This window comes from Thermogemmatispora argillosa, assembly GCF_059696725.1.
In genome coordinates this window covers 2,202,947-2,226,853 of sequence record NZ_AP019377.1, presented here as the reverse complement: position 1 = coordinate 2,226,853, position 23,907 = coordinate 2,202,947, and the positions used below count along the sequence as shown (strand labels likewise).

The window sequence follows — 23,907 nt, the reverse complement described above, 5'->3', positions numbered from 1 at the left end:
CCGGCGGTCGATCTAGCTAGCCGGCCAGCCACGGGCTAAGGAGCAGCAACCGTCGTGGCGTTTCGGTCAGTCTGTGGGAGGTTTTGCCTGCACATGGATCTATCAACCATCTTATCACGTGTACAATTCGCCTTTACCGTAGGCTATCACTATATCTTTCCCCAAATCACAATGGGGTTAGCCTTCTTGATCGTCCTCTTAAAGACGCTCTACCTGATCAAGAAGGACGAGCGCTACAACATCAGTGCCCGCTTCTGGGCCAAAATCTTCGCCACCAGCTTTGTGCTGGGCGTCGTCACCGGCATACCGATGGAGTTCCAGTTTGGCACCAACTGGGCCCGCTTCTCAGCCTACGCCGGCGACATCATTGCTCAGACGCTGGCAATGGAGGGAGCCTTTGCCTTCTTCCTGGAGTCGGCCTTTCTTGGCGTCTTCCTCTTCGGCGAGAAGGTTTTTGGGCAGAAAGTGCACTGGTTTGCTGCCGTCATGGTCTGGCTAGGCACCTGGGCCTCTGGGGCCTTCATTGTGGCCTCCAACGCCTGGATGCAGCACCCTGTCGGTTACACCATCGTTGGCAATCGCCTGCACATCTCCAATTATTGGGATGTCCTGCTCAATCCCTGGATCTTCCCGCAGTATCTGCACACTATGAGCGGGGCGGTTGTCACAGGTGCCTTCATCATGGCTGGGCTGGGGGCCTACTACCTGCTGGCCAAGAGCCACGTTGACTACGGACGCATCTTTGTGACCCTGGGCGTCATCGTTGGCCTCATCGCCAGCATCATCCAGCTCTACCCCAGCGGCGACCTTGAGGGCCAGCAGGTGGCCAAATATCAGCCGGCCAAGCTGGCAGCCTTTGAAGGCCTCTTTCACACCGAACAGGGGGCCGGCATCGTCATTCTGGGCCAGCCGAATACAGCGACTGGTCAGCTTGATAACCCGCTGATTGTCCCCAAAGTCCTCAGCTTCCTGACGTATCGCCGTTGGGAGGCCGTGGTCAAGGGCCTGGACGCTTTCCCGCCGGATCAGCGGCCCGACTCGATCGAGCTGCTCTACTATAGCTATCACATTATGGTTGGCCTGGGAACCTTCTTTATTCCGATCATGGGGATGGCCTGCCTGCTCTGGTTCTGGAAACGGCGCCTCTTTACAGCCCGCTGGATGCTCTGGATCTTGATGCTGGCGACCCCCTTCCCGGTGATCGCTAATACCGCAGGCTGGTTCACCACCGAGCTGGGACGGCAGCCGTGGATCATCTACGGCTTGTTGCCCACCGCGCAAGGCTCGTCGGCCAACTTATCGGCGGGTAATGTCCTCTTCACTCTCATCGGCTTTGCCGGCATGTACCTGTTGCTCGGCTTGCTCTATGTGGTGCTCTCTGTGACCGAGGCCCTTAAGGGACCTGAGAGCGGCGAGGGCGAGGGCGAAGAGGCTGGAGTCGAGACAGAGGGCGGTCTGCCCGGCCTGGCTACCGGTACGGTGGCAGAAGGCTAAAGGCGCTGGTTGAGGGAGGTCAAGGCTGATGGCAACACTCTGGTTTATTCTTGTCGCCTTCATGCTGACGATGTATGTTCTGCTGGACGGCTTCGATCTGGGGGCTGGCATCATCCATCTGATTGCTGCCCGCACCGACCAGGAGCGGCGCCTGATCCTGCGCGCCATTGGGCCGGTGTGGGATGGGAATGAGGTCTGGATTATCGCCGCTGGCGGTACCCTCTTTTTCACTTTCCCGGTCCTCTATGCGTCCAGCTTCAGCGGCTTCTATCTGCCGCTCTGTATTGTGCTCTGGCTGCTGATGTGGCGGGGCGTCTCCATCGAGTTGCGCTCTCGCGTGCCTAGTCCCGTCTGGGCCTCCTTCTGGGACGGCATGTTCTTTATCGGCAGCACTCTGCTGGCCATCTTCTATGGCGCCGCCCTGGCGAATGTCATCCGCGGCGTGCCACTCGATGAACATGGCGTTTTCTTTGAGCCGCTGTGGACCGATTTCGACCCCTTCAGCAAGACGCCCGGCATTCTCGATTGGTATACCATCCTGATCGGTCTGATGGCCGCCAGCACCCTGACCATGCACGGGGCGGCCTACATCGCGCGTAAGACCGACGGGGCCCTGAATGCGCGGGCGCGCCGCATCCTGCGCATCAGTTGGCCGATTACTATTGTGCTGACTGTGGTGAGCACGATCGCGACCTTTGCTGTGCAGCCACAGATCTACGCCAGCTTCAATGCTCGCCCCTGGGGGGCAATCTTCCCGCTGGTGGCCTTCATCGGCCTGCTCGGTGTGGGCCACTTTGCTTTCCGCAATCGGGACCTGGCGGCCTTCTTCTCCTCCTGCGCCTTCATTGCCGGAATGTTGGCCAGCTCGGCTTTCGGCCTCTATCCCGATGTGCTGCCCGCCGTTGATCCGGCCCATAGCCTGACCATCTACAATGCCTCGGGCAGCCCCTACGGGCTGACCGTTGGCCTGGTCTGGTGGATCATCGGTATCGTGCTGGCCGTCATCTACTTCGTCTTTACCTATCGCCTCTTCTGGGGTAAGGTGACGGCCAAAGGAGAGTACGGCGGCTACTAGCTAGCATTATTCAGGAAGTGAGCATAGAGCTGCCATTAAGCTGCTCGCTCCGCAGCGCTGGTCTCGCCAGGAGGCCCCTGGTGGGCCAGCGCTGTGCTATACTGTACTATCCAGGCCAGTCGCAGCAGTTCATGACTGTACCTGTTGCTCCTTTCTTGCTGGCTCTTCTATCGAACGAGCGAGCGGTCAGTAAGAGCAATGAAGAGGGGTAAGAGCAAAGCAATAGCCAGAGACGGAGGGAACATGCTCGGCAGCGCCCAAGATTATCGCGCCATTTGGGAGCAATTTGTACTGCGGGGCCGTCTGCGCGAGGATCTGTTACCGCCGGCCCTTGCTCAGGCGTGGCGGCGCTGCGCAGCGCTAGGCCTTGATCCCTATGGCCAACCACCTGAACCTGACCCCCCCGGTTTCCCAACCACACAGCCGCTCTCGCGGCGCCTGCTGGCCCTCATCCGACCAGCGATGGAGGACCTCTATCAGTTTATCGAAGGGTCCGATTGCCTGGTAGCTTTCGCCAACGCCGAAGGGCGCATCATTGATCTCATCGGCGATCACGAGACGCGAGCCCGGCTTGAACCCCTGGGGATGCGCGTCGGGTCGCTATGGACTGAGGAACAACAGGGGGCCAACGCCCTGGCCCTGGCTCTTCAGGAATCCTTCCCCATGCAGCTAGAGGGGGCAATGCACTACCGCGCTGCCCTGCATGACCTCTACACCGCTGCCGCGCCGGTGCACGATCCTCTTGGGCAGGCCGTGGGCGTTCTGGCGGTTGTGGGTCCCTGTGACCGGGCCCATGTACATACCCTGGGGATGGTTGCCGCCGCGGCCCAGGTCATCAGCGGTCAGCTCCAAATGCAGGTCTGGCTTGGCAATGCCAACGAGCTACTCGCCGAACTCAAGATCATTCTGCAGAGCCTGCCGGAAGGCATCCTCCTGCTGCGGCGCGATGGCGTCATCTCCCAGATGAATGGGCCTGCTGGCGCCCTGCTCGGCCTTGTGCCGGCGCGCGTCATGGGGAGACGACTACGCGACGTCTTGCCCCTGCCCTCGCTACTGCAGCAGGCGCTTACCTGCCAGCAGCCCCTGAACGAAGAGGAGATGGTCTTTGAAACTGCGCGCGGGCGTGTCACCTGCCTCTGCTCGCTCAAACCTATCGCTCTCACGGCTGGAGAGCCTGAACCCATCTTCGGACGCCTGACGACAGGTGCGGGTACTGGCTCGGGCGGCCCGCTGATCTCCGATGGCTTCGTGCTGATCCTGCGCAGTATTGAGCGTGTGCAGAAACTGGTCAATAGGATGACCGGCACGCGGGCCCGCCTGACCTTTGCCGACGTTGTGGGCAAGAGCGCCCCTTTGCAAGAGGCCCTGCGTCTGGCGCGCCTGGCCTCGCACAGCAATTCTACTGTCCTCTTACACGGCGAAACCGGCGTTGGCAAGGAGATCTTTGCTCAGAGCATTCACAATAACAGTCCGCGAGCCGATGGGCCTTTTGTGGCTATCAACTGTGCCGCCATTCCGCGCGAGCTGATCAACACCGAGCTGTTCGGCTACGAAGGTGGCTCCTTCACTGGGGCCGACCGCCAGGGGCGCTCGGGCAAGTTTGAGCAGGCCCACGGCGGCACGCTCTTCCTCGATGAGATCGGCGATATGCCCCTCGACCTGCAGACCACCCTGCTGCGCGCCATCGAGACGCGCACCATCATGCGGATCGGAGGCCAGCGCCTCATTCCCGTCGACGTGCGTATCATCGCAGCCACCCATAAGGATCTCCGCGAGGAGGTCCGACGAGGGACCTTCCGCTCCGATCTCTATTATCGCCTCAACGTCCTATCTATTCACATCCCACCTCTACGGGCGCGCCTGGAGGATCTTCCCCTGCTTGTAGAGCATTTTCTGCAGCGCCAAAGCCGGACGCTGGGACGCTCCTTTCGGATTACACCAGAGGCGCTAAGCCTGATGGAGCGCTATAGCTGGCCGGGCAACGTGCGCGAGCTGGCCAACCTCGTGGAGCGCCTCACCTATCTGGCCCGCTCCGATAGCATTACCGTGCAGGACCTGCCGCCGGAGATCCGCCAGGCCGCAGAAAGTGAAGCGCCCAATATGGCCCTGCCGCCGTCGACGGTGGCCTCAGCGCCTGAGCCGCCGGACCAGCCTGCTGACACTGATGCCGGCTGGCAACCGGAGCCAGCCGGCGCCACGCCGGCCCTGCATCCGCTCAGGGAGCGCAGTCGCTCGACAGAGGCCAGCGCCATTCTCCAGGCCCTAGAGCACTGCCAGGGCCGTCCGAGTGCGGCAGCCCGCCTGCTTGGCATCAGCCGGACGACCCTATGGCGCAAAATGGTCCGCTATGGTCTGCGTCCCGGTCCCGTCACATCGCCGCCCTCAGCCGCCGACCAGAGCGAGATGTTTCCACAATGAAACAGTCGCCGTTGCAATAATGAAACTGTGACAGAGAAGTGTTGCAATAATGCAACATAGCCCAGACAGCTGCGGAGCGCTGCCCGAACGCGCAGCGCCTGCTCCAGGCTGCCTCACGTTGCTCTCGGGGAACTGGCACGAATCTTGCATATCTCAGAGACAGAGATAGGCAAAGCCAGAGGCTCTCATCTGTAGCGAGTGGGTAGCGAGTGAGCGCCCGCGTCAGCTCAGGCGGGCAGATAAGCCGGAGGAGCCAGCGACAGCGGAGAAAGCTCTCCCTGGGCAATGGCGAACCGGCGGGCGGGATGGGCGGGCGGCTCTGAAGGCGGGGCCGAAAGCAGGCGAGCCAGGCAGCAGAGCCGCTGTCCACGAACAGGGGAGGGCAACGGAGCAGCCCTCGACTTCTGGGAAAAGGAGGCAGCATGAAAAAGCTCATCAACAGTCCAGAGACAGTCGTCAAAGAAGCGCTAGAAGGCATGGCGGCCATGCATCCCGAGCTGATCCGCGTTGATCTGGAAAACCAGATCATCGTGCGAGCAGACGCGCCAGTACGCGGCAAAGTAGGCGTGGTTTCGGGGGGAGGCAGCGGCCATGAGCCGATGCATGGAGGATTTGTCGGGCGGGGCATGCTCGACGCGGCCTGTCCGGGTGCCATCTTTACATCACCGGTTCCCGATCAAATCCTGGCGGCCATGCGGGCGGTCAACGGTGGAGCGGGCGTCTTTCAGATCATCAAGAACTACACGGGCGATGTCCTCAACTTCGAGATGGCGGCGGAGCTGGCCCAGGCGGAGGGAATTGAAGTCGCCAGCGTCATTACCAACGATGACGTTGCTGTTCAAGACAGCCTCTACACTGCCGGTCGGCGCGGTGTTGGGGTCACCGTGCTGCTGGAGAAAATCGTAGGTGGCCTCGCCGAGAGCGGTGCCCCGCTAGACCAGGTCGCGGCCCTTGCCAGGCGCGTCAACGAGCAAGGGCGCAGCATGGGAATGGCCCTGACCTCCTGCACGGTTCCCGCTAAAGGGACGCCCACCTTTGAGTTGGGAGAGGACGAAATGGAGATCGGCATCGGCATCCACGGCGAGCCGGGCCGACGACGTGTCAAGCTGGCGCCGGCTGCCGACATTGTAGAGATGCTCGCCAACCCCATTATCGATGACCTCGGCCTCAAGGCTGGCGAACGCGTCCTGGCCTTTGTCAATGGCATGGGAGGCACGCCCTTGATCGAGCTATACGTCGTCGCCCGAGAACTGGCGCGTATCCTTAAGGGGCGCAACATCACGATCGCCCGCTCCCTGGTAGGCAGCTACATCACTTCGCTAGAGATGGCCGGCTGCTCTATTACACTGCTGCGCGTCGACGACGAGATGCTGCGCTACTGGGATGCTCCTGTCTTAACCCCGGCTCTACGCTGGGGCATCTGAACCTGGTTGGAGCGATCGCAACGGCCTCGTTCGTTTGCTCGCTCGTCGTACTGGCTCAGGCCGGCCTGAACGTCAAGCCAACGAACGCAACGGGCAGGGCAAGGGTCTTCTTAAGCCAGCGCCCACCCCTTGCCTTGCTCTCCACGCTGGTCTCGCATAGACGGGCTGTGCCGGGCTGGCGCTGAGCCGGAGCCCAACCCAGTGGCAGACAAACCAGGCCAGGCGATCGGTGCGCAGAATCACAGCATCTCTCGATGCGACTTTGACCAGGCGTATGCTGCGCGGGCGGACCGCCCGCACCCGCCCGTACCGCAACACTACGGAGGAGAGCAGGCTATGCCAATCACAACAGAGGATGTCTTACGCTGGATAACGCAAGCGGCCCAGGTGTTTCACGAACAGCGTGATTATCTGACCCAGCTTGATGCCCCGATCGGCGACGCCGATCATGGGGTCAACATGGATCGTGGTTTCCGCGCCGTTCTTGACAAACTGCCCTCACTGAGCGGCATGGATATCGGTTCAATCCTGAAGACGGTGGGCACAACCCTGGTCTCAACGGTAGGCGGCGCCAGCGGTCCGCTCTACGGAACTGCTTTTCTACGCGCCGGCGTGGTGACCGCCGGTAAGCATGAACTGGATGAGACGGACATCATTGAGCTGCTGCAGGCTGCCCTCGATGGCATTAAGGCCCGTGGAAAGGCTCATACGGGTGAAAAGACGATGGTGGACGCCCTGGAGCCAGCGCTAGCGGCGGCTCGTAAGGCGCAAGAAGAGCATGAAGGCTTGTCCATGCTCCTGCGCCGCGCCGCTGAAGCTGCTGAGGAGGGAATGAAGGCCACGATCTCCATGCAGGCCACCAAGGGTAGAGCCAGTTACCTGGGCGAACGCAGCATCGGTCATCAGGACCCGGGTGCTACCTCTAGCTGGCTGCTATTGAAAACGCTTGCCGAGGTCGCTGGCTAACTGGTTAACCGGCTGAGCAGCCTGAGCTAAGCCGGAAACAGGCCGCAAGCTGTACGGCTCAACTGAGGCCCTCGCTGTCTATTTGTTTGTCTTTTCTCTCGTCTGCTCGTTTGCTATTAGCCTGGCCTTTCAGGTGAAGAGGGCTGTTCGCTCTGGCAAGCTGGGCGGACGGAGAGCGGAGGCCCAGCCCCTGATTGGAAAGGCCTCGCTCGTCTCCCTTGAGAGAGCGAGGATAGGCCTCAGTCGGCCTGAAGAGCAGGATCAGCTCAGTCGATCGACCTGGGTGATCAGGTCAGACTGGGTATGCGCTGATACGGAACCGCGGCAGGAGGCCCGGAGCCGGCCCTCCTCTGTTGCTTATGGCGAGGAGAGTATCTGATGACGGTTGGCTTAGTGATTGTCTCACATAGCGCGCGTCTGGCCGAAGGGGTTGCCGAGCTAGCAGGCCAGATGGCGCAGGGAAAGGTTGTGATTGCGCCGGCGGGGGGGGCTGCCGAAGGAGGACTCGGTACCTCGGTTGACAAGATCCTACAGGCCCTACGCCAGGCAGCCAGCCCTTCAGGGGTTCTGATCTTACTTGACCTTGGCAGCGCTGGCATCGCCGCTGAGATGGCTCTAGAACTCTTCAAGCAAGATCAGAATTGCCCGGTGATAATTAGTAGTGCCCCGTTGGTCGAAGGGGCGGTAGTAGCTGCTGTTGAGGCCTCGATCGGCAGTCCGTTGCAGGCCGTGGCCGAGGCAGCGGCGGCGGCTATCAATCTACCGAAGCTGCCTTCGTCGGCAGAAGGGCCGACAGCCGGGGAGGTGCCCCCTGCCGATCACCGGGTGTGAGTAAGGTAAGAGCAAAGGCCGGCAATGTGCCCCCAGGGAAGAGAAGGCGAGGCCCGGCCAGGTGCGCCTACCTGAGACGCGCCCTGGCCGGAGCAGCGCCAGGCGCCGAGCAGAGATGGTTGGATTGAGGGAGGAAGAACAGCGCTGGGCGGCGGCAAGCGGAAGGAAGGAAGAAAGGGAGAAAGAGACGATCATGCCCGTCGTAGAACGCAGTCTTGTCATTACCAATAAAGTCGGCTTACATGCCCGTCCAGCCCGCTTGCTGGTGCAGACGGCGGCCCTTTTTCAGTCGCAGATCCTGCTCCAGTATGGGGCGCAGACGGTCAATGCCAAGAGCATCGTGGGCGTGCTGCGCCTGGGTGCGCGCTGTGGAAGCACGATACATCTGCGCGCCGAAGGAGAAGACGCTGAAGAGGCGGTACGCTCCATTGCTGAGCTAGTCCTGCGTAATTTCGACGAGGAAGCAGACAACAAAGAAAAAGACCAGGAAGACCCCAGCAGGTCCCAGGAAGAGCATACGGGGGCAACGGGAACCTCTGGCGAGACCGTGGCCTAGGCAGCCGCTTGCCAGAGCTGGCGTGCGCTGCTGCTGACCAGCACGCAGCCGGTCGCCAGGAGCTGAGCCACCTCTTGGGGCGTGCGAATGAAGCCACCAGCGATGAAGGGGCCAGGCACAAGGGCGCGAACGGTGCGCGCAAAGGCGGGGAAGATGATGCCGGGGAGCACTTCGATCAGGTCGGGCTGGGCCTGCGCGATCTGACGAACGCAGCTCACCACAGCTGACTCTTCGGTCAAGAGGAGCGGCTGAATGGTTAGCAGTCCCTCGGCCCTGGCCGCGCTCACCAACACGGGGCGGCTGGTAATCACGGCGTCAAAGCCGATCTGGCGCAGGTAGGCCAGGCCAGCGCGATCCTTGCCAATGCCGGCCAGCAGGTCGAGATGGGCCACCATCCTCTTGCCCCGGGCATGAGCCTGCTCGACCAGCGGTGCGAGCGCGAAGGCATCGCCTTGGAGGGCAAAGAGCAGGCAGGCCCGACTCTCTAGGGCCGGGGACCAGTCTTTCTCTGCTTTGATAGCCGCGGCCACCGGATGGACGCGGGCCAACCTGAGAAACTCGTCTCTGGTCATTACGCTCTCATTGTAGCAAAGAAAGCGTGGCGCCTACCAGGGTACGGCTGCCACTTGACAGAAAGTACCTGGGACAGGTATGATTACTCTTGGAAAGGCTGTCCTAACCAGCAGGTACAGCGCAGCGGGGAGGGGGACCCTTCTCCCCGGTGTGATTGATCATCGCGAATATCGTCCGGACAGAGACGTGAGAAGTCCTGGCGCTGCCACGGTTGTGGCAGGCTCAGGACTTTATTGTTTTTTAGGCGTTTGTTCCAGGCACGTGCGAGATGGGTGATGCGTATGCAGTCCGGTATATCACTGCTCAACCTACCGGCCTCCAGCGTGCTGGTGCCCGTTGTGGAAACCCGCCCGCGCTTTGTACAGGCGCTGGAGACGCCGGCGGTGCGGGCCATTCTGCTCAGACACTGCAACCTGTTCGAATTCAAGGCACTGGTTGAGCGCGCCCATCGCAACGGCTATGCCCTCTATGTGAATATGGATCACATCGATGGTGTCAACGCCGATTACGCGGGCCTGCGCCACCTTGCGACTCACTTTCATATCCGGGGCGTCATTTCCAGCCATCCCAAGGTGATGGTCCTTGCTCACGAGCTAGGGCTAGAGGCCATCCAGCGTATCTTCGCGGTCGATTCGACCGGGCTGGAAATGGCTCTGGAGTCGGTGGACCGTGGTGTGGTGGATATGCTGGACTTCACCCCGGCGCATGTGGTGCCTTACATTATGCCTGCGCTCAGGCCAACCCTCGATCTGCCGTATATGGCCTCGGGCCTCCTCTATGGGGCGAATCAGTTACGCGCCGTGCTGGCCAGCGGTGTCCGCGCGGTGGCGGTAACCCGCCTTGATCAGTGGCTGCCCGTGATCAGCGCCTGTAGCTCTTCGGCAGAAACGCACTGAGTGAGGGGATTGGTCATGCGAGATTGAGGTACGCGCTCGCTCGACTCGACTCGACTCGACTCGGCTCTCTCTCCCCGCTCGCTGGCTCGCTCGCTCGCCTGCGCACCTGCTGGCAGGATAGCTAAGCCCAGGATATGGGTCGGATCGATCAATCGGTCGGCTCGGTGTAGGCTCGTGCTCGCTGCTGTCGCCAGCGGCACAGGTGCGCTCGTATGCTTGCTTCGCTGCTGTGAGTCGATCTGACAAGCAAGGACACGCTGGTGTTGGCAAGGTGGCATCATGATGAGCAGTCTACGATACATCCTGTAAACTTCCGCAAGCAGGGGTGTCAGGGAGGTTGGGGCCGCTGGTGGATCAGCCAGAGACCCGGCCCATTACAGGCCGGGGAGAGCCAGGGCAGGAGCATCTCCAGCGGCGCCGCGGAGTGGAGCGGGATGACGATCGTCGCTGCAGCTCAGCATGGTATGGGCAGGCGTAGGAACCGTCTCATCTTATGGAGATAGAGAACGAAGGCGATGACAGCAGGAGCAAGATCCACTATCGCATCTGCTGAGATGATCGATCCGTCCTGACCTTGACGGCCCCCACTGGCTCGCGTGGGTGCGGGCTGGTGGGGCAATGCACGTACGCTGGCTGGCGCTGGGGGCTGAACCTGCTTGGGTGACATGGTGGCCGCCTGAGCAAGCGCCGTCAGCAGCGGACGTAGCTCGGCCCCAGGCCGGCGCTGGCCAGATCTCTACAGATGGGAGCCATGCAATTGCTATCAGCAACCACACGCCGTCAAAACCTCAACGCACTGCAGCAGGAGCGTTTCGACGTCCTGGTCATTGGGGGCGGAGTGACCGGGGCCGGTGTCGCTCTCGAAGCCGCTGTACGCGGCTACCGTGTTGCTTTGGTCGAGAAGGCCGATTTTGCCGGCGGCACCAGTAGCAAATCGACCAAGCTCGTTCATGGCGGCATCCGCTATCTACCCAATTTTGATTTCCCGCTGGTACATGAAAGCCTGGTTGAGCGTGGCCTGCTGCTGCACAATGCGCCCTTTCTGGTGCAGCCGCTGGCCTTTGTGCTCCCGCTCTATCGCGGTGATCGCCATCCGGTCGGCATCCCTTTTACAACGCCGGGGGGGATCGGCTTAAGCGCTGTGCTCGATATTGGCTTAACGCTCTACGACCTGATGGCGGGCCGCTACGGTATCGCGCGTCACCGGCGTCTGAGCCGCCAGGAGGTGCTACGCTATGCGCCTGATCTGGTGAGTGCCAGTCTCAAAGGCGGTTTTCTGTACTACGATGCCCAGACCAACGATGCCCGTCTGACTATGACCCTCATTCGCACGGCGGCTCGCTACGGAGCGGTCATTGCCAACTACTGCGAGGCGGTGGGGCTCCTGCTTGAGAAGGGGCGTGTCTGTGGGGCGCGCCTGCGCGATACGTTGGATGGCACTGAGCTGACGGTCCAGGCGCGCCATGTGGTCAATGCCGCGGGCGTCTTCGCCGAGCGAGTTGAGGCCCTTTGCGGGCTGAAACCGCGCGTGAGCATCGAGCCAAGCAAGGGCGTCCACCTGGTCTTTTCGCGCGAGGATCTCCACGTCGGGGAGGCGGCTGTTGTGCTGCCCGAAACCGAGGACCGGCGTATTCTCTTCATTGTCCCCTGGCAGTCACGCGTTATTGTCGGCACTACGGACACCGGCTCGGGTGATCTGGATCATCCCCTGCCTGATACCGGCGATATTGCCTACTTGCTGAAGCATCTCAATCGCTATCTGTCGCTTAGATTGACACCCGAGCAGATTATTAGTAGTTACGCTGGCTATCGCCCGTTGTTCAAGCCAAGTGAGCAAAGCGGTGGCGATACGGCGCGCCTTTCGCGCACTCACGCCGTGCTCGAAAATGAGGCGGGTCTGGTGACGATTGTAGGGGGGAAGCTCACCACCTACCGGCGCATGGCTCAGGATACGGTGGATCGGCTTGACGAGCGTGATGGGCGTCAGCCGCGCCATCCAACGCTACGGCTACGCCTGGCCGGCAGTGAAGATTGGTCGCTGGCGCGTCCTGAGCTTGAGCAGCGTGCGGCTGCTGCTGGTTTGGCGAGCGATATTACGGCCCATCTGTTGCAGAGCTATGGCACCGAGACGCGAGCGATTCTGCAACTGATCGCAGACGATCCGACGCTCGCTCAGCGCCTTGTTGCTGATCTGCCGTATATTCGGGCCGAGGTCATCTATGCCTGCCGCCATGAGATGGCCATGACGCCCGCCGATGTACTGGCCCGTCGGACCTCGCTGATCCTGGAAGATCGGCGGCGCGGCTTGGAAGCGCTGGAGGCGGTGGCCGCCCTGATGGCGCCCGAGCTAGGTTGGTCTCCCGAGCAGATGCAGCGCCTGAAAGCGGCCTATCGTCAGGAGGTCGAGCGCCAGCTTGCCGCCGAGGAGGCGCGCCTGAGTGCTTGACGGGTCGCGGGGTCTTGCTGGTGACAGCTTCCCCGCGACCTACGTTTGCGCCCTTGAGCAGCTCCCTCCAATGGGTGCTAAGGCCCTCGCTCGTTCCTTCGTTGGCTTCCTCGCTCGCCACTCCCTCGGCTGCTCTTCGTCGCACCGCTACCTGTCTGCCCTTTGATCCTGACCAGCTCAGAGCGCGACGCTGGGCGGTGGTGCGCGTCTCTGCTGAGGCAGATAGCTGTGACCTGCCCTTATCTGTCCTGATCGAAGCCAGTTTGACGTTTTCCGGCTGGCGCACTATCCTTAATTATGAGGATGAGATGAAGAGAACAGCCTGTCTCTGCCTCGCTCCCGTCAAGCGTGTCCATCTGCTCGGCTGCTCAGCGAGCCTTTCTCTCGCTCTCCGGGGAGAGGGAGGAGCATAGCGGGTCAGACGTGGCACAAGCTAGCTACCTGCGGGCTGCCTGGCAGAGGGCCATAGAAGGGGGAAAAGTAACGTGCCAGCCTCGTGGAAAGACTGGAGAATCTGGGTCAAGAATGCCCGCCCGTTCTCGCTGACGGCGACCGTGAGTCCGCTCCTGGTCGGTACGGCGGTGGCGGCCTACGAGGGCGTCTTTCGCCCGTGGCCGTTTATCCTGGCGCTGCTAGCGGGCCTCTTCCTCCAGATTGGCACCAACTACTTTAATGAATATTTTGACTATCGCTACGGTCTCGATAGCCCGCAATCGCTCGGTGCCAGCACTGTCATCTTTCGGGGCGAGATGACGGCGGGTCAGGTCTTGGGAGGCGGAATCGCCTGCTTTGTGCTGGCGGCGCTGCTCGGTTTGGTGCTTGTTTTCCTCTGTGGACCGGCTATCTTACTCTTTGGTCTCATTGGCATGGTCATCGCTTATTTCTACAGCGCCAGACCGTTCCAGTTGGCGGCGCGTGGCCTGGGCGATCCGCTTGTCTACATCGCGATGGGCTTTCTCATGACCTGGGGAGCCTACTATGTGCAGATCCCGCGCTGGTCCTGGGTAGCCTTCGCCGCCAGTGTGCCAGTGGGCTTCCTGGTGACGGCCATTCTCAACATGAACAACATTCGCGATTATGAAGAGGACCGCGCTGTACGCAAGCTGACGCTACCGGTGCGCCTGGGCCAGACGTTTGCCCGCCGCTATCATGCCACGCTAGTCGTAGGCAGCTATCTGGCAGTCAGCCTCTTTGCGCTCGCTGGCCTGCTGCCGCTGCATACCCTCATTGTCTGGATCAGCTTCCCGCTGGCCTTTGTCAACGTGCGCGCCGTCCTCACTGCGCGCGAGCGCGCCGCCTTTATCGTTGGTTTCAAGCGCACCGCTGCCTTGCATCTGCAGTTTGGCCTGCTCCTGGCCTTGGGAATCACTGCAGCAGCTCTGTTGCGCCCGCTTGGCCTCTAAGCCCGAGTCGGGGCGCTGAGGTCAGCACGGCTTGCGGTCGCCTTGGATAGAAGATGAGGAAGGAATGGAAAAACCTGTGACTGGGGATACGCTTCTTGAAGAGTCCTTCAGGCGTGCTGGAGGTAAGCGCTCCTACGTCCAGCGGCTCTTTGCGCGGATTGCAGGAGTCTATGATCTGCTCAATCGCTTGATGAGCTTTGGCCTCGATCGGCGCTGGCGGGCTTTTGCCGCCCGCTGTCTGGCGCTGGGGCCGGGCGAGGTCGGCTTGGACCTGGGAGCGGGTACGGCGGACCTGTCAATTGCTGTCATTCGACAGGCCGGCCCGGGGGCGCGCATGATCGGCATGGATATTACTCCTGAGATGCTGGAGCTGGGGCGGCGCAAGCTAGCGCGCCTGGGACTGCAGGATCGGATTGAGCTGCGTGTGGGCGACGCTGAGCATATCGATCTGCCAGATAACAGTGTCGATGGCTGCTGCTCTGCTTTTATGATGCGTAACGTCACTGATCTGCGCCAGACGCTGCGGGAAATGCTGCGCGTCGTACGGCCCGGCGGGCGGATGGTCTGCCTGGAGATCAGTCATCCGCCTGGGAGGGTGCTGGGCACCCTCTTTCACTTCTATTTCTATCGTATAGCACCGCTCTTCGGGGCTATCATTGGCAAAGCCGCCGAGGAATATCGCTATCTGCCGCGCTCGCTCACTCACTTTCCAGACGCGCCGGCTCTCAAGGCCATCATGGAAGAGGTCGGTTGGAGTGCTGTGCACTTTTATCGCCTGAGCGGCGGCATTGTCGCCGTGCACGTTGCCACCAAGCCAGCCCCCGCCAATAGCGCTGCCTCAGAGACCGGCGCGAGCCAGGCTTAGCCGCGTTCGGCTGAGGGAGCACGGCCAGGCGCCGAGACGCCGGGCTATGCCAGGGTGGACAGCCCCCTCTGAGGAGCGCGGGCGCAGATGAGAACAAAAGATGGTGAGACAAACAGTGCAACCGCCGCAGACGGTTGGCTTGCTGGGTTGCCTATGCAGCGAAGCGAGGAAACAGTCTTGACAGAGCGCACCACTGCCGAGAAGGCAACGAGCATCAACTATCGTCATTTCTTCCTGCAGCTACTGGAGGCTGCGCCCTGGCCAGTGCTCGTCATTGATCGCACGCTCACGATTCGCTACTATAACCGCCATGTCTGCAGCCTCCTGAGCGTCAGCGGGCCGCTGCACAAAGAAAAACTGGACCGGCTCATCACCAGCGCCGCCATCATTCAGCTTGTACGTGAGAGCATCGAAGGCAATCGCTCCCAAAGCGCCGAATTTAACGAAGGGCCGTCTGGCCCCTGTTGGAAAGTCTCGGTCACGCCTCTGGAGCACCAGAAGCCTCCGGCGGGCCAGGAGCGACTGACAGAGTACCACTACTTTGCCGTCGCCATTGAAGATCTGACCGAGCTGCGGCGCCTGGAGCGCGTCCGCCGCGACTTCGTGGCCAACATCTCCCATGAGCTGCGGACCCCCCTGGCCTCGGTGCGCCTGCTGGCTGAGACCCTGGAAGATACCATCGAGACTGATCCAGAGCAGGCGCAGGTCTTTGTCGAGCGCATCGAAAAAGAGGTCCAATATCTGACCTCGCTGGTCTCCGAGCTGCTAGAACTATCGCGCATCGAGTCGGGCCAGCTCCCGATGGTCATCGAGCCGGTCGAAGCGCAGCAACTTGTCCGCGAAGGCATGGCCCGTTTGCTCCCACAGGCGCAGCGCCACCGCGTGAAACTGAGAACAGAGATCCGCGATGGGCAGGTGCTGGTGGCTGCCGATAGCAAGCAGATCGGGCGCGTGCTCGTCAATCTCATTCACAATGCCATCAAATTCACGCCCTCCGGCGGCGAGGTCGTGGTTGGCACCTTTGCAGAACCAGATGGGCGTAGCCAGCGCTTCTTTGTGCGCGATACGGGGGTCGGTATCCGGCCTGAAGACCTGCCGCGGATCTTCGAGCGCTTCTACAAGGTCGACCGCTCGCGCTCGAAATTCGACCAGATTGGAGCTGGTGGAGGGGGGAGCGGCCTGGGGCTGGCCATCGCGCGTCACATTGTGGAGGCCCACGGGGGACGCATCTTCGCCGAAAGCACCGTCGGCAAAGGAAGCACCTTCTTCTTTACCTTGCCTGTTGCCCACGCGGAGCGCCCGACCTCCTGAGCGACTGACTTGGCTGACCGCTGATGGTCTTTGTCCTTTCTTACAGCTCATGCTGACTCGGGAGTCGGTGCGCCAGGGACCAGGCCCAAGGCCGGCCCCCACGAGGCCACGGCGCGCGGTATCAGCATAATCACGGGCAACTGCTCGAGCGCCATCCTCTGGTACTGAGGATAGCGCGCGCGCAGCAGCGCTACGGCGCGCCGCTGCCGCTCATCACCAGGTTGCAAGAGATGGGCCTCCCCTTCGATCAGCACGTAGCCGAGGCGCGACCAATCCTCCTCGTAGTGATCGATCAGCAGCGCCGCCTCATGGCGTGCCTCAATGTTGCGCACCCGGCGCAGCTCCGTGACGGCCACGCGCTTCGGCTTCTCATCGAGCGGCGTATAGAAGCAAGCCCCATCGAAAGCGTAGCAGACCGGTACCAGATGAGGATGACCGTCAGCATCAGCCGTGGCCAGGCGCGCCACCCGCTGGCCGAGCACAAAGCGCCGCTCCTCCTCGGTGAGCACAGTACGCTTGCTCATAACGCGCCTTGCTTTCCTTCTTCTCAAGCTTCTCTGCCTGCTGACAGGGCCTGCGTCAGCGGCCTGCAGGCCGCTGACGTCGAAACCCACCCTGATTATGAGAGATGGCTGCCCAGCCCTATCAGCGGCCGGCGACTGCTATCTTCTCCACCTGGGGCACGATCTCCGTCGCCAGTAGCTCGAACGGCTCCAGCTCGTGGACGTTCGGCAGGCTAAAAATAGCGTGATCGATGCCTAGCTCGGCCAGGCTGCCGAAGAAGTCCACAGCCGCGGCTGGCGAAAGCGAGCCATTGCGCCCATCGCGCGTCAGGCGCAGCGTCCCTAGAGTGGTCTTCTCGATCTGCTCGTACGGTCGCCCAATAGCCTCACAATGCTCCCGAAGCACCTCCAGCTTGTGCCGTAGCTGCTCGCTGCCGGCGTAGGCGAAGAGATTACAGGCATCGGCATAACGAGCGACCAGGCGCAAGGTTTTCCGCTCGCCGCCGCCGCCGATCAAGATTGGAGGATGAGGCTGCTGTACTGGACGTGGCGAATTCAGAGGACGTTCGAGCTGATAGTACTTGCCCCGAAATGGGCGCTCATCGCCTGCCCACATTTGGAGAGCGATCTGTAGCGTCTCCTCCAGTCGCTCAAAGCGCTCGGCCAGCGGCGGGAAAGGTACTCCCAGGCCACGATGCTCCTCTTCATACCAGGCGGCGCCGATGCCAAAATAGCTGCGCCCGTGGGAAAGCACATCGAGAGTTGTCGCCGTCTTCACCAGCAGGCCGGGATGGCGGTAAGTCACACCGGTCACCAGAGTGCCCAGGCGAATGCGGTGCGTGCGGCCGGCAGCAAAAGCCAGCGCCGACCAGCCCTCCAGCATCTCATGTTCGGCTGGCCCCACAACCGGAATCTGGAAAAAATGATCCATGACCCAAAGACTATAAAGACCGGCCCGCTCAGCCCGCTCGGCAATAAGGGCAAACGTATCGCCAAGCGCGCCCTGCTCAATAGGCCAGGTAAAGTTTGGTACCTGTAGGCCCAAACGCATGCCGGTGGCTGCCTCCTTGTAGAGTAGCTAGCTAGAGAGACACACTTACTTTATTATAGTGAGTATGGTCCAGACACCTGGCAGCTCTCCCAGAGCGGTAGGCCGTGCTGCCTGGGAGACGAGGCGAGTTGAACCCGCCATCAACAGAGGAGCCGTAAATTTCTATCTATTGCACCGTTTCAACGAGTGCGATACAATGTGCGCAATGCAATGGACACTGAGGATGGTCCCAGCTAGGGCAGCAGAATAGGCACCAGAGGATTATACTGGAAGCGGAGGCTGCTAGAGGAAGAGGGGCCGGCCTGCTGGTGTCGAGGAGGAGCAAACCGCGTGAGCATGTCGATTGAAATTGCGCGTCGCATTGCAGAAGCATGCAAGCAGCGCGCCAGAGAATTGCGCAGTCCTGTCAGCATAGCCATTGTTGATGCGGGAGGGCATTTAGTCCTGTTTGAGCGCATGATGGCGCCGTATGGCTGGGCCACAGCCAACATTAGTATTGCCAAGGCCACCACAGCAGTGATGTTTAACCAGCCGACGGATGCGGTAGCCCAGTGGGGGTCGGCCATTCCGGGTTTTGCTTCCAGCCTGGCGGTCATGTCCCAGGGGCGCTTTATCATGGCTGCCGGCGGTTGGCCGATTCGCCTGGGGGGAGCCACCATCGGAGGCATAGGCATTAGCGGAGGGAATGCCCCAGGTCGCGATGACGAAATTGCCCGCGCCGGCCTGGCGGCTCTCGAAGCCCTGGCCCCTGCGCTTATGCCGCAGCCGCAGCCTCAACTCCAGCCTTCTGTAGCCTATCCTACCGGCTCAACCGGTCCTGGCCAAGAGCTAGCGGGAGCCGCGCAAACGGCGGACTATGCGCTCCAGGAGCAGCCTGCTAACCAGCGAGCGGCGGGAGAGAGAGAGCTAAGGGGACAAAGCAATGAGCAGATTCCTCAAAGTGAGGAAGTGACCTTGCGGCAACATCCTGCGGGAGGTCCCTCATGACCCGTGATGCTGACCAGCGCCCAGCCAATCCCCGGAGGCAGCGTCCCCTGCTGGTGATCTCCAGTAACGCCAGCACTGGCGCCACTGCCGACCAACCATCTAAGGAAGGGGCACAGCGGGAGCCGACTCGGGAGGAAAAGCCGGCTGCCCCTTCTTCTGAGAACAAGACAACAGGCGCTACTGCTCAGAGCAGTAGCACCCGGCGTCAGCCCGGCTTTTTCGCCTCAGTCACTCAACCTGCGGGAGAGCAGGAGCAGAAGGGCCAGAACCTACAAAGCGCTGCGGGCAAGATGCGCCTCTGGCGAGCCTTGCGCCTGCGCAGAGGGCAGAGTCCCGAAAGCGAAGCTGCCGGCGCCGCGCGTGCCGGAAAAACGCCAGCCGAGGCAGCCGCCAAAGGACAGCCGCCCAAGGCCATGCTGCGCAATGTCAAGAAGTCCCAGCCCGGCCAGGAGCCGAGCAGCGCCTCCCGCAACGTCCCAGCTAAAAGCGGTGGCCAGCCAGCCAGCAGCGCGGCTGACCAGCCGAGCCAGCCACTCCTGAAATCGCGCCACTTCCTGGGCCTGCTCATTTACATCGTGGTGGCCACCTTGCTTGAGGTGCCGCTAGCCTATCTCTCGGAGATCTTTCATCTCAATCAGATTTTGTTCCAATTCTCAATTTTCAGCTTTTCCGCAGCCATCAGGCAAGTACATGTGATTTACCTGGTTTTGCTCGTGGCCTTACTCATCATCCTGAACCGTTTCGACCTGCTTCCCTCCTTTAGCCGGACGGCGGCGGAGCGGGGGAAGAGTACGGCCCAGAGCGGCAGTCGGAGCAAGGCCAGAGCCAAAGGAAAGGAGAAAGAGACCGGCAAAGGCGAGCATGATCACCTCTACGAGGACTATCGCGATCTGCGACGCTACCTGCGTCGGCGGGCCCGTAAGCGCTAGCGCCGGCCCTGCCCTGGCACATGGCCCGCGTCGGCTCTCATCCGACCAGACATTTGGGCCCCGGCCTTGACAGCAGGGCTAATCGTGCCTATACTTCTCCTACAGAAGATCATTCGAGTGGCGGCAAAGACTCGCCCTCAGCCTGATGCCCGCACAGTGGCCCTCGCGCCACTGTGGCAAGTGTTGCACGGCACCTGTGCGCGTTAGCAGGCGCGCAGCGTGGCAGCAAAGCGAAGCGAAGCAAAGCAAAGCAAGGCAAGAAAAAGGATAACGATCTCATGCTCAGTAAGCCCTGGCAACCACACCTGCAGCTTCAGCAGAAAGCAGAGGCGCGCTGCTGGCAGAGCGAGCGCGCAGTGGTTGCCTGCGCTTTTTATTACTACTTTTACTTTAGCCCTCCAGCATGCTGGTGGGCCGCTTCAGGCTGAGCTGAGCAGAACCACCTAATCCGTGCAGATCCCCAGCATGCTGGAGTAAGCAGAGGCGAAAAACCTCTGCTTTTTTATTTCCCTGAAAACTTGCCCTGTCTGGGAGCACGCAGTCAGGAGTTTAGGAGAAGAAAGGAACTGACAGCCAATGATCATCGTCATCGATGCCCAAGCCAACCAAGAGGAACGCGCCGCCTTACTGGCGCTTGTAGAGCAAGCCGCTGGTCACCGCAGGCCGGTGGCCGCCACCTGTATTGGAGAGAGCGAGGTCATCGCCATTGACCACGCCGTTATCGATGCCCAAATGCTCGAAGCCATCCGACGTCAACCCGCTGTCGCCCAGATCCTTACTCTCAACACTCCCTACCAGCTTGTCAGCCGCCACTTCAAAGCCAGCCCCAGCCGCATTGTTGTAGGAGACCCACGCCACTGTGAGCCCGTCACCATCGGAGGAGAACAGGCCGTACCGGTCATCATGGCGGGGCCGTGTGCTGTCGAGAGCCGCGAGCAGCTGCTAGAGACCGCCCGCGCCGTAAAGGAAGCGGGGGCCACGGTGCTGCGAGGAGGAGCCTTCAAGCCACGCACCTCACCCTACCAGTTCCAGGGGCTTGGCATCGAAGGCTTGCAACTGCTGGCCGAAGCGCGCGAAGAAACAGGCCTGCCCATCATCACCGAGGTCATGGAGCCGGAGATGGTCGAGGTGGTGGCAGACTACGCTGATATCTTGCAAATCGGCGCTCGCAATATGCAGAACTTCCCCTTGCTGCAGGCCGTCGGTCGACGGGGACGGGGCAAACCAGTCATGCTCAAGCGAGGTCTCTCCGCTACCATTGATGAATGGCTGCTTGCCGCCGAATACATTGTCGCTGCTGGCAATCCGAACGTCATCCTCTGTGAGCGCGGCGTACGTAGCTTTGATCCCCAAACACGCAACCTGCTAGATCTTGCCTGTGTTCCCCTGCTACACGAACTGACTCACCTGCCAGTGATCGTCGACCCCAGTCATGCCACCGGACGGCGCGAGCTGGTGCCCACGATGGCGCGTGCTGGTATTGCCGCCGGGGCCGAAGGCCTGATCCTGGAGGTCCATCCTGATCCCAACAGCGCCCTCTGCGACGGGCGCCAGTCCATCACGCCGGCTGAGCTACACACGATCGTCTATGAGGCCCGCTTGATGGTCCAAATCATGCACGGCGCTGACAGACTATCACAGGTCGCCTGAGCAGGCCGCTACTTACCAGGCTACACGCCGCTTTGCTCTGCCAGTCTCTGTCTCCGATGGCAGCGCTGCCAGTGCTCGCGAAGAGGAGGGCACGTCAAACACCAAAAAAGCGAGGCCATACCGCGTGGCGGTATGCTTGGACGAAAGAAAACATGGGGGTGCGACGGCGCGCCCTTTTTTTATGAGGGCGAGTTACAGCAAGCGTGAGCGATCAGTGGTCAGCAAGACCAGCCTGGAGCGGACCAGTTCAGAGGGATGCGTGGGGAAGGGTTCAAAGCGAGACCGAAAGTGCCAATAACTGGCAGAAAACTCTATCTCGACTCTCATCAAACACATATGGTATACTCTTGGTACAAGCCAGAGAGCACAGAGCGAAGACCGGAGGACGGTCGTTGTGTCTGTGCTAGCGGCCAGGTCGAATACGTCGTTTGAGAAGTTGCAAGAAGTCTGGTTTGTTTTTGAAGTCATACCGACAGGATACGAGCATGCCAACACGTGTGATCATTGCCGACGATGAACCCATTCAACGCATGGACCTGAAAGATGTCCTCACCAAACAGGGCTACCTGGTCATTGGTGAGGCCGGTGACGGGCAGAGCGCTGTGAACCTGGCTCGCGAACTGCGCCCGGACCTGGTGATCATGGATATTCGCATGCCCGATATGGACGGCATTGCTGCCGCCGAGATTCTGACGCAGGAACGCATCGCACCGGTGCTGCTGCTGACCGCCTTTGGCGATCAACCGCTGGTCGAGCGTGCGAAGCAGGCTGGTGTCGTGAATTATATTGTGAAGCCGCTCCGCGAGAGCGAGGTGGCCCCGGCCATTGAAGTGGCTCTCGCCCGCTACAACGAGTTCCGCGCTATGGAGGGGAAGGCGAAGGAGCTGAGCGAGCAGCTTGAGACACGCAAGGTGGTGGAGCGGGCGAAGGGGCTGCTAATGCAGCGCTATGGCCTGACCGAGCAGGAGGCTTTCCGCAAGATCCAGAAGGCCAGCATGAACAATCGCAAGTCGATGCGCGAGGTGGCGGAGGCCATCCTGCTGACCAACGAGATCAACGAGATGTAGCCTGGCCAGTCGAGCCGCTTGCGCCCTTTATCTGGCTCTCCTGTCACCTGGCTGAACCTGTTCTGGCTCTATGCAGGTCAGGCGAAGCTGGTGATAGAAAGTGCTGCAAGCGGGAAGTGAGCGAAGCGGTTCGGCCTGGTAAGAGAATGAGCTGCGCTCGGAGAGAGCAAAGAAGGCTCAAGCCGGGGGCGGCGTTGCCGCCGTCCCCCCCTCTAGATTGTCCTCGTTGCGCGTCACGTAAGGTCGCATCGGCTTAAGGAGAGCTAGCTGTCTGTCCCGTCCGCCTGCTCCGGGGCGAGGCGCGTAAGCAAGGCAAGAGGAAGAGGGAACAAAGCAGAAGCAAGCCGAGACGGAAGGAAAGACAAGAAGGGCATCAGACGGGAGCGATGCAGCCGACGGTTTCTGCTACTGAGAACGTTGTCACAGTTGTCGGTATCCGGTTCCGTCCCGCCGGGCGCATTTACTATTTCGATCCCCAGGGACAGACCTATCGCACAGGCCAGTATGTGATCGTCGAGACGGTGCGTGGGGTGGAGGCGGGTCGTGTAGTGATCCCCTCGAAGAAGGTGGCAGAAAGCGAGCTGAGCGATCCCCTGAAACCTGTACTCCGCCTGGCAACCGAAGAAGAGCTGCGCATGATGCTCGCCTATAAGAGTAAGGAAAAGGAGGCACTGGTCCGCTGTGCGCAGCGTATTGCTCAGCACAAGCTTCCTATGAAATTGGTGGAGGCGGAGTATACTTTTGATGGGAGCCGTTTAACGTTCTACTTCACCTCGGATGAGCGCGTTGACTTTCGGGCCCTGGTACGCGATCTGGCAGCTACCTTTCGCACGCGCATCGAGCTACGCCAAATCGGTGCTCGTGACCAGGCCAAGCTTCAGGGTGGCGTGGGTCCCTGTGGCAAGACGCTCTGCTGCAGCTCCTGGATCAGCGATTTCGGCATTATCTCGATCAAGATGGCCAAAGAGCAGGGGCTTCCCCTGAACCCGGCCAAGATCTCGGGGGTCTGTGGCCGTTTGCTCTGCTGCCTGTCCTATGAGAATGAAAACTATATCCAGGCTAAGAAGCGGATGCCGCAGATCGGAACGATCCTGGAGACCCCCAGCGGACCCGGCAAGGTAGTTTCGATCAATGTGCCTAAAGAGACGGTCGAGGTCATGTTAGAAAGCGGGGCGACCATCCAGATCCCCGCTCCTTTGCGACAGGAGCAAGATCCTGACCCAGGCCCAGTTTCAGGGCGCGCCCCATCCGCGGGTGGCGGTTGTTGCCAAACCTGTCGGCTGAACCCTCATCGTCAGGATGAGTCTGCGGCCCCTGGCGTCGGCTGTAGTTGTGGTAGTGCGGGCGCTGGTCCCTGTCCGCGCTGCGGTTCTCAAAACGGCTGCCGGTCGGGCTGCAGCACAAACAACACCAATGGAAATCAGCAACGGGCGGATTAGCTTCTCTGGTGCTGAGAGAGGGA

Annotated in this window: 20 protein-coding genes; 17 read left to right on the top strand and 3 right to left on the bottom strand. The window is 61.0% G+C overall.

The window, feature by feature from the left end; translation table 11 throughout:
- The first annotated feature begins 93 nt into the window (after nucleotides 1-93).
- The 7 genes from AC6H1L_RS08735 to AC6H1L_RS08705 all read left to right on the top strand — a co-directional run bounded on the left by AC6H1L_RS08735 (nucleotide 94) and on the right by AC6H1L_RS08705 (nucleotide 8,764).
- Entirely contained in the window at nucleotides 94-1,494 is a 1,401-nt protein-coding gene (locus AC6H1L_RS08735; protein WP_497601109.1) for a cytochrome ubiquinol oxidase subunit I, read from the top strand.
- A 28-nt stretch (nucleotides 1,495-1,522) separates the two neighbouring features.
- Nucleotides 1,523-2,569, top strand: a complete 1,047-nt coding sequence (gene cydB, locus AC6H1L_RS08730; RefSeq protein WP_497601108.1) for a cytochrome d ubiquinol oxidase subunit II — start codon at nucleotides 1,523-1,525, stop codon at nucleotides 2,567-2,569.
- Nucleotides 2,570-2,812: 243 nt separating this feature from the next.
- Nucleotides 2,813-4,987: a sigma-54-dependent Fis family transcriptional regulator gene (locus AC6H1L_RS08725; protein ID WP_497601107.1), complete on the top strand. Its 2,175-nt coding sequence runs from the start codon at nucleotides 2,813-2,815 to the stop codon at nucleotides 4,985-4,987.
- 422 nt (nucleotides 4,988-5,409) lie between these two features.
- Nucleotides 5,410-6,411: a dihydroxyacetone kinase subunit DhaK gene (gene dhaK / locus AC6H1L_RS08720; protein WP_497601106.1), complete on the top strand. Its 1,002-nt coding sequence runs from the start codon at nucleotides 5,410-5,412 to the stop codon at nucleotides 6,409-6,411.
- 336 nt (nucleotides 6,412-6,747) lie between these two features.
- Nucleotides 6,748-7,377 carry a dihydroxyacetone kinase subunit DhaL gene (dhaL, locus tag AC6H1L_RS08715; RefSeq protein ID WP_497601105.1) on the top strand — a complete coding sequence of 210 codons (630 nt, stop codon included), beginning with the start codon at nucleotides 6,748-6,750 and terminating at the stop codon, nucleotides 7,375-7,377.
- Nucleotides 7,378-7,755: 378 nt separating this feature from the next.
- Nucleotides 7,756-8,208 (top strand): dihydroxyacetone kinase phosphoryl donor subunit DhaM, encoded by a 453-nt coding sequence (gene dhaM, locus AC6H1L_RS08710; RefSeq protein WP_497601104.1) that lies wholly within the window; start codon nucleotides 7,756-7,758, stop codon nucleotides 8,206-8,208.
- Between the two features lie 193 nt (nucleotides 8,209-8,401).
- Nucleotides 8,402-8,764 carry an HPr family phosphocarrier protein gene (locus tag AC6H1L_RS08705; protein ID WP_497601103.1) on the top strand — a complete coding sequence of 121 codons (363 nt, stop codon included), beginning with the start codon at nucleotides 8,402-8,404 and terminating at the stop codon, nucleotides 8,762-8,764.
- On the opposite strand, the gene AC6H1L_RS08700 is transcribed toward AC6H1L_RS08705, so the two are convergent.
- Nucleotides 8,761-9,336: a glycerol-3-phosphate responsive antiterminator gene (locus tag AC6H1L_RS08700; protein ID WP_497601102.1), complete on the bottom strand. Its 576-nt coding sequence runs from the start codon at nucleotides 9,334-9,336 to the stop codon at nucleotides 8,761-8,763. The genes AC6H1L_RS08705 and AC6H1L_RS08700 overlap by 4 nt on opposite strands.
- A gap of 282 nt (nucleotides 9,337-9,618) precedes the next feature.
- On the opposite strand from AC6H1L_RS08700, the gene AC6H1L_RS08695 reads away from it, so the two are divergent.
- The 5 genes from AC6H1L_RS08695 (at nucleotide 9,619) to AC6H1L_RS08675 (ending at nucleotide 16,258) form a co-directional block, all read left to right on the top strand.
- Nucleotides 9,619-10,233: a glycerol-3-phosphate responsive antiterminator gene (locus tag AC6H1L_RS08695; RefSeq protein ID WP_497601101.1), complete on the top strand. Its 615-nt coding sequence runs from the start codon at nucleotides 9,619-9,621 to the stop codon at nucleotides 10,231-10,233.
- Between the two features lie 751 nt (nucleotides 10,234-10,984).
- Complete coding sequence (locus tag AC6H1L_RS08690; protein WP_497601100.1) at nucleotides 10,985-12,679, top strand: glycerol-3-phosphate dehydrogenase/oxidase; 1,695 nt, start codon at nucleotides 10,985-10,987, stop codon at nucleotides 12,677-12,679.
- 485 nt (nucleotides 12,680-13,164) lie between these two features.
- Nucleotides 13,165-14,082 (top strand): 1,4-dihydroxy-2-naphthoate octaprenyltransferase, encoded by a 918-nt coding sequence (gene menA, locus AC6H1L_RS08685; RefSeq protein ID WP_497601099.1) that lies wholly within the window; start codon nucleotides 13,165-13,167, stop codon nucleotides 14,080-14,082.
- A 64-nt stretch (nucleotides 14,083-14,146) separates the two neighbouring features.
- Nucleotides 14,147-14,947, top strand: a complete 801-nt coding sequence (locus tag AC6H1L_RS08680) for a class I SAM-dependent methyltransferase (RefSeq protein ID WP_497601098.1) — start codon at nucleotides 14,147-14,149, stop codon at nucleotides 14,945-14,947.
- A gap of 177 nt (nucleotides 14,948-15,124) precedes the next feature.
- On the top strand, nucleotides 15,125-16,258 hold the full coding sequence (locus tag AC6H1L_RS08675; RefSeq protein ID WP_497601097.1) for a sensor histidine kinase: 1,134 nt from the start codon (nucleotides 15,125-15,127) through the stop codon (nucleotides 16,256-16,258).
- A gap of 47 nt (nucleotides 16,259-16,305) precedes the next feature.
- Here AC6H1L_RS08675 and AC6H1L_RS08670 read toward each other — a convergent pair whose 3' ends face one another.
- The gene (locus AC6H1L_RS08670) at nucleotides 16,306-16,782 is read right to left on the bottom strand and encodes a TIGR03668 family PPOX class F420-dependent oxidoreductase (RefSeq protein WP_497601096.1); all 477 of its coding nucleotides are present in this window, start codon (nucleotides 16,780-16,782) and stop codon (nucleotides 16,306-16,308) included.
- Between the two features lie 121 nt (nucleotides 16,783-16,903).
- A complete protein-coding gene (locus AC6H1L_RS08665) occupies nucleotides 16,904-17,812 on the bottom strand; it encodes an LLM class F420-dependent oxidoreductase (RefSeq protein WP_497601095.1) in 909 nt (302 codons plus the stop codon).
- A 336-nt stretch (nucleotides 17,813-18,148) separates the two neighbouring features.
- Here AC6H1L_RS08665 and AC6H1L_RS08660 point away from each other — a divergent pair, with 336 nt between their 5' ends.
- The 5 genes from AC6H1L_RS08660 to AC6H1L_RS08640 all read left to right on the top strand — a co-directional run bounded on the left by AC6H1L_RS08660 (nucleotide 18,149) and on the right by AC6H1L_RS08640 (nucleotide 23,884).
- On the top strand, nucleotides 18,149-18,799 hold the full coding sequence (locus tag AC6H1L_RS08660) for a GlcG/HbpS family heme-binding protein (RefSeq protein ID WP_497601529.1): 651 nt from the start codon (nucleotides 18,149-18,151) through the stop codon (nucleotides 18,797-18,799).
- Entirely contained in the window at nucleotides 18,796-19,728 is a 933-nt protein-coding gene (locus tag AC6H1L_RS08655; protein ID WP_497601094.1) for a hypothetical protein, read from the top strand. The genes AC6H1L_RS08660 and AC6H1L_RS08655 overlap by 4 nt, the downstream gene beginning before the upstream one ends.
- A gap of 576 nt (nucleotides 19,729-20,304) precedes the next feature.
- On the top strand, nucleotides 20,305-21,378 hold the full coding sequence (gene aroF / locus AC6H1L_RS08650) for a 3-deoxy-7-phosphoheptulonate synthase (RefSeq protein ID WP_497601093.1): 1,074 nt from the start codon (nucleotides 20,305-20,307) through the stop codon (nucleotides 21,376-21,378).
- Nucleotides 21,379-21,863: 485 nt separating this feature from the next.
- Nucleotides 21,864-22,445: an ANTAR domain-containing response regulator gene (locus AC6H1L_RS08645; RefSeq protein ID WP_297162365.1), complete on the top strand. Its 582-nt coding sequence runs from the start codon at nucleotides 21,864-21,866 to the stop codon at nucleotides 22,443-22,445.
- Between the two features lie 386 nt (nucleotides 22,446-22,831).
- A complete protein-coding gene (locus AC6H1L_RS08640) occupies nucleotides 22,832-23,884 on the top strand; it encodes a PSP1 domain-containing protein (RefSeq protein ID WP_497601092.1) in 1,053 nt (350 codons plus the stop codon).
- The last annotated feature ends 23 nt before the right edge of the window (nucleotides 23,885-23,907 follow it).

Bases quoted from the DNA above. Each gene is read 5' to 3' on its own strand.
- cydB (WP_497601108.1), top strand. From the start codon at position 1,523: ATGGCAACACTCTGGTTTATTCTTGTCGCCTTCATGCTGACGATGTAT.
- AC6H1L_RS08700 (WP_497601102.1), bottom strand. From the start codon at position 9,336: ATGACCAGAGACGAGTTTCTCAGGTTGGCCCGCGTCCATCCGGTGGCC.
- AC6H1L_RS08665 (WP_497601095.1), bottom strand. From the start codon at position 17,812: ATGCGTTTGGGCCTACAGGTACCAAACTTTACCTGGCCTATTGAGCAG.
- AC6H1L_RS08645 (WP_297162365.1), top strand. From the start codon at position 21,864: ATGCCAACACGTGTGATCATTGCCGACGATGAACCCATTCAACGCATG.
- AC6H1L_RS08695 (WP_497601101.1), top strand. From the start codon at position 9,619: ATGCAGTCCGGTATATCACTGCTCAACCTACCGGCCTCCAGCGTGCTG.
- AC6H1L_RS08660 (WP_497601529.1), top strand. From the start codon at position 18,149: ATGTCGATTGAAATTGCGCGTCGCATTGCAGAAGCATGCAAGCAGCGC.
- dhaL (WP_497601105.1), top strand. From the start codon at position 6,748: ATGCCAATCACAACAGAGGATGTCTTACGCTGGATAACGCAAGCGGCC.
- AC6H1L_RS08705 (WP_497601103.1), top strand. From the start codon at position 8,402: ATGCCCGTCGTAGAACGCAGTCTTGTCATTACCAATAAAGTCGGCTTA.
- AC6H1L_RS08735 (WP_497601109.1), top strand. From the start codon at position 94: ATGGATCTATCAACCATCTTATCACGTGTACAATTCGCCTTTACCGTA.
- AC6H1L_RS08655 (WP_497601094.1), top strand. From the start codon at position 18,796: ATGACCCGTGATGCTGACCAGCGCCCAGCCAATCCCCGGAGGCAGCGT.
- aroF (WP_497601093.1), top strand. From the start codon at position 20,305: ATGATCATCGTCATCGATGCCCAAGCCAACCAAGAGGAACGCGCCGCC.
- dhaM (WP_497601104.1), top strand. From the start codon at position 7,756: ATGACGGTTGGCTTAGTGATTGTCTCACATAGCGCGCGTCTGGCCGAA.
- AC6H1L_RS08670 (WP_497601096.1), bottom strand. From the start codon at position 16,782: ATGAGCAAGCGTACTGTGCTCACCGAGGAGGAGCGGCGCTTTGTGCTC.
- AC6H1L_RS08690 (WP_497601100.1), top strand. From the start codon at position 10,985: ATGCAATTGCTATCAGCAACCACACGCCGTCAAAACCTCAACGCACTG.
- AC6H1L_RS08680 (WP_497601098.1), top strand. From the start codon at position 14,147: ATGGAAAAACCTGTGACTGGGGATACGCTTCTTGAAGAGTCCTTCAGG.
- AC6H1L_RS08640 (WP_497601092.1), top strand. From the start codon at position 22,832: ATGCAGCCGACGGTTTCTGCTACTGAGAACGTTGTCACAGTTGTCGGT.
- AC6H1L_RS08725 (WP_497601107.1), top strand. From the start codon at position 2,813: ATGCTCGGCAGCGCCCAAGATTATCGCGCCATTTGGGAGCAATTTGTA.
- dhaK (WP_497601106.1), top strand. From the start codon at position 5,410: ATGAAAAAGCTCATCAACAGTCCAGAGACAGTCGTCAAAGAAGCGCTA.